General features: G+C 66.7%; 8 protein-coding genes and 1 pseudogene. 3 read left to right on the forward strand and 6 right to left on the reverse strand.

Translation table 11 applies throughout. The annotated features are described in order from the left end of the window. The first annotated feature begins 12 nt into the window (after positions 1-12). Both IE278_RS32160 and IE278_RS32165 read left to right on the forward strand, forming a co-directional pair. Complete coding sequence (locus IE278_RS32160) at positions 13-2,634, forward strand: phosphoribosyltransferase (protein WP_189777251.1); 2,622 nt, start codon at positions 13-15, stop codon at positions 2,632-2,634. Beyond that, positions 2,634-3,452, forward strand: coding sequence for an HAD family hydrolase (locus IE278_RS32165; protein ID WP_189777253.1), 819 nt, complete (start codon positions 2,634-2,636; stop codon positions 3,450-3,452). Before IE278_RS32160 ends, IE278_RS32165 begins: the two co-directional genes overlap by 1 nt. Here IE278_RS32165 and IE278_RS32170 read toward each other — a convergent pair. The 3 genes from IE278_RS32170 to IE278_RS32180 form a co-directional block, all read right to left on the reverse strand. Beyond that, positions 3,436-4,131, reverse strand: a complete 696-nt coding sequence (locus IE278_RS32170) for a DedA family protein (RefSeq protein ID WP_373312141.1) — start codon at positions 4,129-4,131, stop codon at positions 3,436-3,438. The genes IE278_RS32165 and IE278_RS32170 overlap by 17 nt on opposite strands. A 72-nt stretch (positions 4,132-4,203) precedes the next feature. Then, positions 4,204-4,425, reverse strand: coding sequence for an FmdB family zinc ribbon protein (locus tag IE278_RS32175; protein WP_189777255.1), 222 nt, complete (start codon positions 4,423-4,425; stop codon positions 4,204-4,206). A gap of 9 nt (positions 4,426-4,434) precedes the next feature. Continuing rightward, on the reverse strand, positions 4,435-5,091 hold the full coding sequence (locus tag IE278_RS32180) for a DUF4383 domain-containing protein (RefSeq protein ID WP_189777257.1): 657 nt from the start codon (positions 5,089-5,091) through the stop codon (positions 4,435-4,437). A gap of 577 nt (positions 5,092-5,668) precedes the next feature. On the opposite strand from IE278_RS32180, the gene IE278_RS43425 reads away from it, so the two are divergent. Continuing rightward, a protein-coding gene (locus IE278_RS43425; protein WP_444546117.1) for an IS630 family transposase occupies positions 5,669-6,741 on the forward strand; the annotation gives its coding sequence in 2 pieces (ribosomal slippage) (positions 5,669-6,112 and positions 6,115-6,741; 1,071 coding nt in all). Positions 6,742-6,749: 8 nt separating this feature from the next. Here IE278_RS43425 and IE278_RS42525 read toward each other — a convergent pair. The 3 genes and pseudogenes from IE278_RS42525 to IE278_RS32200 all read right to left on the reverse strand — a co-directional run. Continuing rightward, a pseudogene (locus tag IE278_RS42525) lies at positions 6,750-6,913 on the reverse strand (GntR family transcriptional regulator); the annotation flags it as partial. A gap of 1,182 nt (positions 6,914-8,095) precedes the next feature. Continuing rightward, on the reverse strand, positions 8,096-8,776 hold the full coding sequence (locus tag IE278_RS32195; protein WP_308434956.1) for a DUF6082 family protein: 681 nt from the start codon (positions 8,774-8,776) through the stop codon (positions 8,096-8,098). A gap of 621 nt (positions 8,777-9,397) precedes the next feature. Then, positions 9,398-9,968: UTRA domain-containing protein (locus tag IE278_RS32200; protein ID WP_189777263.1), on the reverse strand; the 571-nt coding region annotated here is incomplete at its 5' end.

Here is a 9,968-nt window from a genome sequence, read left to right on the forward strand (position 1 = left end):
CCCAAGGAATCCATGAACAAGGCTGTGAACGACGGGTCCGGCGTCTGGTCCGCGACGGGCTTCCGCCCCGGCACCGGAACCAGGTCCGGAGCGCGTGGCCCCGTCGCCGGGCCCGCAGGAGGGGCGGCCGACGGAGCCGCCGAAGGACCCGTCGGCGAGGTCTGGTCGGGGAGCTGGGTCGCCGGGCGCCTCGGCGTGGAGCTCGTCGGGGACGAGGGGCTCGGGGAGCTGCTGGGGCTCGCCCTGCGGCGCAACCCCAAGCGCGCCCATCTCCTCGTGTCGAACGTGCTCGGCAAGCACGTACCGCAGTCGCCCGCCGTCGTGTACGGCTACGGATTCGCGCTCGGGCTGCGCGTACGCGACCTGCTCGGGGAGGACGAGGCCGGCCGGGCCGTCGTCCTCGGGTACGCCGAGACGGCCACCGGGCTCGGCCACTCCGTCGCGGACGGCGTGGGTCTCGCCCCCTGCCTCCACTCGACCCGGCGCCCCGTCGAGGGCGTCGCGACGGCCGGCGGCTTCGAGGAGTCCCACTCGCACGCCACCTCGCACCTGCTGCTCCCGGAGAACCCGGACCTGCTGGCCGGCGACGGCCCGCTCGTCCTCGTCGACGACGAGTTCTCCACCGGCAACACCATCCTCAACACCATCCGTGACCTGCACGCACGCTATCCGCGCGGCCGGTACGTGATCGTCGCCCTGGTCGACATGCGCTCGGCCGCGGACCTCGGCCGCCTCGCGGACCTCGCCCAGGAGATCGACGCGACCGTGGACCTGGTGACGGCCGCCTCCGGCACCGTACGGCTGCCCGAGGGCGTACTGGAGAAGGGGCAGGCGCTGGTCGCCGAGCACGAGGCGACCGCCGTGGCCCCCGCGCCCCGCCCGGCGCCCGGCACGATCGCCCGCGTGGACCTCGGCTGGCCGCAGGGCCTCGCCGACGGCGGACGGCACGGCTTCACGCCCGAACACCGCGTCCGCCTGGAGGGCGCCCTGCCCGCCATGGCGGCCCGAATAGCCGAGGCGCTGCCGCCCCGCGCCCGCCGAGGCCGCGTCCTCGTACTCGGCTTCGAGGAGCTGATGTACGCGCCGCTGCGGCTCGGTGTCGCGCTGGAGAAGCTGACCGACGCCGAGGTGCGCTACTCCACGACCACCCGCTCACCCGTCCTCGCCGTCGACGACCCCGGCTACGCGATCCGCACCCGGCTCGCCTTCCCCGCCCACGACGGCCCGGCCGACGGGCCCGGCGAGCGGTACGCCTACAACGTCGCGGGCGCCGGCTTCGACGCCGTCGTCGCGGTGGTCGACTCCGCCGCCGACACCCCCGAACTGCACGCCCCGGACGGCCTGTTGGCGCAGCTCGCCGCCCACGCGGGCAGTGTGCTGCTGGCCGTCGTCCCCTCGTACGTCCCCGAACCCGCACGCGATTCCGGTGCGGAGTCCGTACAGGAATCCGCACCGCGATCCGCTGAAAGGCCCTTGATGCTGCCCGAGCCCCTCCGCGGTCCCGACTTCTCCTCGTACGCGGCGGACGAGGTCGGCTGGCTGCTGCAGGACCTCTCGGACACCCGCCTCGAAGCGCCCACCGAGGAGCGCGAGGAGGCCATCCAGAGCGGTGGCGCCCACTACGCGGAGTCGCTGCCGGTGGAGTACCAGCCGAGCCCCGCGTACCAGGAGCTGTTCCGCGACGCGCTCGCCGGCTCGGCCGCCCGGATCGCCCTGGCCGTCGGCGCGGTCACCGAGACCGTCCTCGCCGAACGCTCACCGCGGCCCGTGCTCGTCTCCCTGGCCCGCGCCGGCACCCCCGTCGGCGTCCTGATGCGCCGCTGGGCCCAGCACCGCCACGGCCTCGACCTGCCCCACTACGCCGTCTCCATCGTGCGTGGCCGCGGCATCGACGCCAACGCGCTGCGTTACCTGGCCGCCCACCACGCCCCGGTCGACGTCGTGTTCGTCGACGGCTGGACCGGCAAGGGCGCCATCACCCGCGAACTCGCCCAGGCCATCGAGGAGTTCGAGGCCTCCGACGGCATCACCGGCTTCGACCCGGAGATCGCGGTCCTCGCCGACCCCGGCTCCTGCGTACGCACGTACGGCACCCGCGAGGACTTCCTCATCCCCTCCGCCTGCCTCAACTCCACGGTCTCCGGGCTCATTTCACGTACGGTGCTGCGCGCCGACCTGGTCGGCGAACACGACTACCACGGGGCGAAGTTCTACCGCGAGCTCGCCGGCACGGACGTCTCCGTCGAGTTCCTCGACGCCATCTCCGCCCGCTTCGACGAGGTCGGCGACGCGGTGGACGAGCGGGTCAAGGAACTGCTCTCCGCCGACCGCGCCCCGACCTGGGAGGGCTGGGCGGCCGTCGAGCGGATCAGCGAGGAGTACGGCATCCACGACGTGAACCTCGTCAAGCCGGGCGTCGGCGAGACGACCCGGGTACTGCTGCGCCGCGTCCCCTGGAAGATCCTCGCCCGGGCCGGAGCGGGCGCCGACCTCGACCACGTACGCCTGCTCGCCGAACAGCGCGGCGTACCCGTCGAGGAGGTCGCCGAACTCCCGTACACCTGTGTCGGGTTGATCCACCCCAAGTACACGCGCGGCGCGACCGGCGCCGACGGCAGGGCGGTGACGGTCTGATGCCCGGACCCGCTCCGCGCGCCCTGGTCGCCAGCGACCTCGACCGCACGCTCATCTACTCCGCCAACGCGCTCGCGCTGACCGGACCCGACGCGGAGGCGCCCCGGCTGCTGTGCGTCGAGGTGTACCAGAGCAAGCCGCTGTCGTACGTGACCGAGACCGCGGCCGGACTGCTCACCGAACTGGGCGAGGCGGCGGACTTCGTCCCGACCACGACCCGTACCCGCGAGCAGTACCACCGCATCCGGCTCCCCGGCCCCGCCTCCAAGTACGCGATCTGCGCCAACGGCGGCCACCTCCTCGTCGACGGCGTCTCCGACCCGGCCTGGCAGGCCCGGGTGACCGAGCGCCTGGCGGACGAGTGCGCCCCGCTGGACGAGGTGCGCGCCCACATGGCGGCCACCGCCGACCCGGCCTGGGTGCTCAAGCAGCGGGTCGCCGAGGACCTCTTCGTGTACTTCGTCGTCGAGCGCGACCTGCTCCCCGCGGACTGGGCCAAGGAACTGGCCGTCTGGGCGGAGAACCGCGGCTGGACCGTCTCGGTCCAGGGCCGCAAGGTCTACGCCGTACCGAAGCCGCTCACCAAGAGCGCGGCCATGCGGGAGGTGGCCCGCCGTACGGGCGCGGCCCTGACACTCGCGGCCGGCGACTCCCTGCTCGACGCCGACCTCCTGCTGGCCGCGGACCGCGCCTGGCGCCCGGGCCACGGCGAACTGGCCGAGGCGGGCTGGACGGCACCGGGGGTCACCGCGCTTCCGGAGCGGGGTGTGGTCGCGGGGGAGCGGATCCTCGGGGAGTTCCTCAGCGCGATCCGGTAGGGGTGTCGGTGGGAGTACGGGGCGTACGGGTGCGGGAGTCCTTGTCCTCGTCCTCACGCCGTCGGCCGCCCCGCCCGGGCCTGAAGAGGCGTACGCCCACGAGGACCAGCAGCGCGAGCGCGGCGCCCGCCAGCACCACCTTCGAGTACGCCGACACGTAACCGGCGACGTCGGTCCAGTTCTCGCCGAGGAAGTACCCGGCCAGGACGAAGACGGTGTTCCAGATCGCGCTGCCGAGCGTGGTCAGGCCGAGGAAGACGGGCAGCGGCATGCGTTCGACGCCCGCCGGCACCGAGATCAGACTGCGGAAGACGGGGATCATCCGTCCGAAGAAGATGGCCTTGGTGCCGTGCCGGGAGAACCACGCCTCCGTCTTCTCGATGTCCGACACCTTGACGAGCGGCAGCCGCGCCGCGACGGCGACCGTGCGGTCGCGGCCGAGCAGCGCGCCGACGCCGTACAGCGCGAGCGCCCCGACGACCGAACCGGCCGTCGTCCACAGCAGGGCGGCGAACAGGTTCATCTGCCCGGTGCTCGCCGCGAACCCCGCGAGAGGCAGGATCACCTCGCTCGGGATGGGTGGGAACAGGTTCTCCAGGGCGATGGCGATGCCGGCGCCCGGGGCGCCGAGCGTGTCCATCAGGCCGTTGATCCACTGCGGTGCGCTGCTTTGGGTCACGCACCCGACGCTAGAGAACCGAAGCTGAAGCCAGACTGAAGCCGGGGGTGGGGACCGGCCTGGGCACGCGGGTCAGCCGCAGCAGCCCCCGCCGCAGCAACCGCCCCCGCCTCCGCCACCGCCCGGTGCGGGGGCGGGCGCCGAGGCGGAACCGCCGACCGCCACCGTCGACAGCAGCTTCACCGTGTCGTCGTGGCCGGCCGGGCAGTCCGTGGGCGCGGACGACTCGGCCATCGGACGGCTCTTCTCGAACGTGTCGCCGCAGGTCCGGCAGCGGTATTCATAGCGAGGCATGCGCACAGGTTAGCGGGCGGAACGGCCGTCTCCCAGAGGAGCCGGAGCCGCTCCGGAGCCCGTGGATGCCGTTGATCCCTTGGAGCCCGTGCCCGTGCCCGTGCCATGGTCCAGTGCCTTCGCGCGCAAGTCGGCCCCCGCCTTCACCCGCTGCTCGCGCTCGGCCTGCTCGGGGTTGCGGGACCGCCAGTACGGGTTGTCGTGGGGCAGGGCCGAGCCGACCCGTCCGTACATCCCGAAGAACATCAGCATCACGCCGACCACGAAGCTGAAGAGCACGTTCGGGATGCGGAAGGCGAGGAAGTTGTACTCCGTGTCGAGCAGGGCGAGGTTCAGGAAGCCGCTGAGGATGAAGAGGATGCCGAGGACCATGTTGATCGTCGAGGCGACGTTGCCGCCGATGACCATGCCGACGAAGAGCAGCAGCCCGGCAAGGATCGAGATCACGCTGAGCGCGCCGTTGGTGTTCAGCCCCGAGACGGTGTCCCCGTCGGTGTCGAAGAACCCGACTCTGTCGATCAGTCCCAGGATCCCGAAGGCGAGCAGCACGAGCCCCATGAGCCCCGCGCCGATCCGGTAGAACATGCTGAGCCGATGATCGACCGGCAGATGCTCGTCGAGCCTGATCCGCCGCCTGGGCGCCGTCCGCAGTACATGCGCTGCCATGTCCGCCTCCTTCTGCCACGCACGGAGGTGTCGTGACCCCCAGGATCCGCCAGGGGAGCCGGACCCGCCATCCCTGGCCCGGAGCAGCCACCGACCGCATCCATGGGGACAGGCCACACCGGGCGGGTCGACGCGGGCGGTTCCGGCCGGAGGGAACGCGGGCAAAGGCCGAGCGGACACGAACAAGGGGCGAGCGGACACGAACAAGGCCCAGGCATCCGGCTTCACACCGGTTGACCTGGGCCTTAGTCGTGTCCTGGGACTGGTGGGCGCGGACGGTTTCGAACCGCCGACATCCGCCTTGTAAGGGCGGCGCGACCATTGATCGGGACGGCGCAGTTCGGTGCCGCCGTGGCGGCTACCCAGCTCATCCGCGTGTTCCGACTGCGGCGAACCGCTGTTGACCGTGATTGACCGCACGATGTGGCACGCATGTGGCACGGGGCTGGCACGCCCTGGGCTGAGCGCGCTCGTTCCTCCTCTAATCCAAGTGAACCACTGGCCAAACAGCTACTGAGGTTGAACTCGGGTTGTCTTAGCCACTGACAGGGCTTGATCCTCGCGGTACGCCGTTGTCATGAGGTATGCGCAGGGCGGCGGTCTGTCGGACGAGCGCAGGCAGTTCCGCGAGGGGATCCGGATGAAGGCGGCCGAGCGGTTCGCCTCTGGTGAGCCGAGTTCGGCGATCGCGAAGGAGTTACGGGTCAGCGTCCGGTCGGTCCAGCGGTGGCGGCGGGCCTGGGACAAGCGTGGCCCACGGGCTCTGCGGTCCGCCGGTTCGGCCTCGCCGCCCAGGCTGAGCGAGAGCCAGTTCGCCCAGCTGGAGGCGGACTTGGCCAAGGGACCGGTCGCGCACGGCTGGCCGGATCAGCGGTGGACGCTCTCAAGGATCAAGACCGTGATCGGGCGCCGCTTCCACAAGAGCTACACACTGCAAGGGGTGCACAAGCTGCTCATCCGACACGGGTACTCCTGCCAGGTGCCGGCCAGACGGGCCGTCGAACGCAACGAAGACCAGGTCACCGGCTGGGTGAAGGAGACCTGGCCACAGGTGGAAGGACCGCGGCGGCGCTCGACGCCTGGATCGTCTTCGAGGACGAGTCCGGCTTCTCGATGACGCCGCCCATCGCCCGCACCTGGGCCCGCCGCGGACACACACCCGTCATCCGGGTCCGAGGCCGGTCCCGCCGCCGCATCTCGATCGCCGCACTGACCTGCTACAAGCCAGGCCAACGGTCCCGGCTGATCTACCGGCCCCGCCGCGACGACGGCCGGCGGGACGCTCGCAAGAGCTTCGCCTGGACCGACTACCGCGACCTGCTCGTCACCGCGCACGCCCAGCTCGGCGGGCCGATCGTGCTCGTCTGGGACAACCTGAACGTCCATCTCGCCTACGGGATGCGACAGTTCATCGCCCGGCAGGACTGGCTGACCGTCTACCAGCTGCCCTCCTACGCACCCGATCTCAACCCCGTCGAAGGCATCTGGTCGCTGCTTCGGCGCGGCTGGCTGTCCAACACTGCCTTCACCACACCGGAGCACCTCAGCCAGACCATCCGGCACGGGATGAGGAAGATCCAGTACCGGCCCTATCTCATCGACGGATGCCTCGCCGGGACCGGCCTATCCCTCACCCCAACGACTTCATGAATTCAAGCTCAGTAACGACCGACTGCAATCTCGTAGACGATCTCGCAGTGAGCGGACAGCACCACAATGTCCGCCGTCTCCACCGGCCGCTCCTGGTCGCTGTAATACGTCCGCCGAATGTGTGTGCGGCCTTCTGGATGCCGAGAATCCACGCCTCGGCGATGGTTTTCTGTCAGGTTCCGGTCAGGCCGCTCTCGAACGCAATGAGGGTCATGTCACTGGCCGAGTTGAGAAATTCTGAATATAAGCGAAGGAGACGTGGCGATGTTCGGCGCTTGAATCGACGTGGAGGACGAGTGCAGGCGGGTGTTCAGTGCCGCAGGAGTCACGTTGCCGACAGGTGCAGAGAGGGAGGCTAATAGAGCATACCCATAAAGAGGTTTGTCGATATAGTAATAGCTAGCTAGCTAGCATCTGCTATGCGGTCTTGCCTGAATCCAGTTAAGCGCCCATGCTGTAGGCGTATGACGCAACAGCTACCCGAAGAGATATTTCAGAAGGGCCTGCCTATTATGCAGATTACCGAAAGACTAGATGCGCGCGAGAGTTGCGTGCTGGACCACAACTGCCCGGCAGTTTTTGCGACCACGTCTATCGATATCGCAATCATTGGGCGCTTGGCTGACCGTGAGCTTCGAGACTCGCTCGCTGGTCACGCAAACGTGGGCCCAGGGGAGGAGCTTGTGACAATTCCGCGGATTATTCTAGCCAGTGCGTTTGGTTGCCGGTGTCGGCGTCGGTGATCATTCACTAGTGGAATGGTGCGGCCCTGTAATACGGGCCGCACCTCTGTCGTGTATGGACTAAGTATGAAGTGATGAGATGTAGGGGATTCTCATAGAGTGCGGCATGTCCGATGTCTTCAAGGCCTCCCCTCTAATTTATTCTGAAATGTCGATAGCCAAGATGGTAGGCAAGTCGACTTAGCGCCATTATTCAACGATTTGACAGCGTGCTTGCGGCGCCTATACAAAATAGCCTCCGCAAGAAACCGTGACGGGCTAAAAGAGTCCTCCCCGGTACCCTCGTCGAAAATAGCGAAAATTCTTGCGGGATGAAATGAAATCCCCGAGATAGGTATTTATATCCATGCAAATCGCGAGGCGTCTAGATGCCCCGGCGCAGAAATGCATCGCCGATCAAAATTGCCCAGCGATGTTCTCCACGTCGTCTGGCGATTTGGCGTTCATCGGTCGCACCGCTTCGTCTGAACTGCGAAATACACTGCCGGCCGACACTGGAATCGGTCAAGGAGAAGACCTCTTCGTGGTGCCGTTTGAAGTTCTCATCAGTGCTGGGTGGAATCCTCCTAGCGTTTGATTTCTAGTGGCGTGGCCAGATGGGAGATCCCCAATCAGGCCACGCCCCCATCTCCAACCTGACGCAGATAAGCAAGCTCAGCGAGGTCGTAGAACTTCCGCATTGTTCCGCCGTGCCAGGCTGTACGAGCCCGTGCCGGTCGCGTCACCTCCCAGAAGGTGCGTACAATTTCGTTTCCAAAGGTATGATAGAGCGTCTGCTCTACTTCGTCGTCAGTGAAATATCCAAGCTCATAGCACATGCAGTGGTGAGAAATGATCAGGTTGCAGTAAAGGAATTGCTTCCTGCCTTCATCGGAACTGGCTGTTCCATAGATCGGCCAGCACCTCATCAGGGCGGGGTCGTTCATGGCCATCTCTAGAAGCTGTATATGGCGAGCACGTACCGCTGCCTCGGCTGACCGTTGCACCGTTTTGTGTTGCTCCTGGCTGCTCTCGCGTTGCAAACACAGCTCAGCGGTTTGTGCTTCGAGCACTTCTCGGTGCATGCGGGCTTCATCATTTTGGCGTCGGAACGTCCGAGCTATATATATGAGAACCACGACGGATGTAGCCGCAGCAGCTGCCCCGTATGCTTGACCAGCGTTACTGGTAGCAGTGGATTGCACAGCCGGGAAGCTGGTCAGCAACATCGTGAGTCCAACCGACCCGGCACACGCAATAAGGGTTGTGATTCCCAATATGCAGACTTCCCGCACGTGACTTGACACGGCCATGACGCCCTCCGTTCCCCCGAAGCGTCCCTGCACGCCTCTCAGCAGAAACCTTCCCTTAAGCGCGTGACAAAAAAACGAGCGGTGTGGAGCACTAGGTAGGCGCAGGCCGGGGCACGTATTTCGGCGACGATCGTGCGGTCTCGGCTAAATTATCAGGAGGATTATTTAACGTCACCAGTATCAACGGTGTCAGTCAAGGCTGAACATCAACCCCTGCCGTCACAGGCTGGTATGAAGATTATGCCTAGAACGCCCCCTGGGTCATATCTTCGGAAACAACCAGCGTGCTGCAGTGCATCCGCTGTGCGCCGTTGCGCTTCCTTCAGAATTTCTGAGGATGGTCGATAGCACCGAAGTCAACATGCGGCCCGCTGGCGTGGAAACAGCCCTTGCTTCTCAGCGCACTGCAGCGAACTCACGAAGCTCGCGTGATGGCTCTTCGTCGGGTTTGTAACTACCGTGGACATCGACCCACTGCGCGAGCTCGTAGAAGGGCGGCGTGACCGCTGATTGGGATGGGTGCAGACCTATCCCTCCGTAGCACCTGCCCAGTCATCCGCTCCAATTCGGCGAAACAGCTGTTAACTACATGATGAGTCAGCTGATCCACTGGCGACGCTGCTAACGACTGATCGGAATCTCGTAGACGATCTCGCAGTGAGCCACGGGCACCACGATGTCTGCCGTCTCGACGGGCCGTCCCTGATCGCTGTAGTACGTCCGCCGGATGTTCGTGACGAGCGCGGCCTTCTGGATGCCGAGCAGCGAGGCTTCCTCGGCGGTCGCCTGTCTGGGCTCGGGCTGCTCCACTGCATGGCTCACGGTGATGCCGATAGTGGCCATGCGGTTCACAACACCCGCTCCGGCATGTGGCCCTCCCTCAGGGAGGACGATGAGCGTTCCCGCGGTGAGGTCGTACGGTTCCCAGCTCGTCGACAGCTGCACCGGCCTACCGTCGGCGAGGAACTCGTACGACGTCCGAACGCACAAGGCGCCCTCGTCGACACCTAGACGTGCCGCGATGTCGACCGGGGCCGGCACCTTGGCATCGGTCCGGCTCTCCCAATCGCCCAGCTTGCCAACGGCTTTCATGTCCGCGCGAAACGGCGCTCCGGCGGGATGCTCGCGCGCTGAGAGCTCGTAACACGATCTTGTTGAGGTGCGCTGGTTGGGCGTGACCGGTTTGACGATT

It is taken from the genome of Streptomyces tauricus, from assembly GCF_014650955.1.
GTDB lineage: Bacteria > Actinomycetota > Actinomycetes > Streptomycetales > Streptomycetaceae > Streptomyces > Streptomyces tauricus.

Bases quoted from the DNA above. Each gene is read 5' to 3' on its own strand.
- IE278_RS32160 (WP_189777251.1), top strand. From the start codon at position 13: ATGAACAAGGCTGTGAACGACGGGTCCGGCGTCTGGTCCGCGACGGGC.
- IE278_RS32165 (WP_189777253.1), top strand. From the start codon at position 2,634: ATGCCCGGACCCGCTCCGCGCGCCCTGGTCGCCAGCGACCTCGACCGC.
- IE278_RS32175 (WP_189777255.1), bottom strand. From the start codon at position 4,425: ATGCCTCGCTATGAATACCGCTGCCGGACCTGCGGCGACACGTTCGAG.
- IE278_RS32180 (WP_189777257.1), bottom strand. From the start codon at position 5,091: ATGGCAGCGCATGTACTGCGGACGGCGCCCAGGCGGCGGATCAGGCTC.
- IE278_RS32195 (WP_308434956.1), bottom strand. From the start codon at position 8,776: ATGGCCGTGTCAAGTCACGTGCGGGAAGTCTGCATATTGGGAATCACA.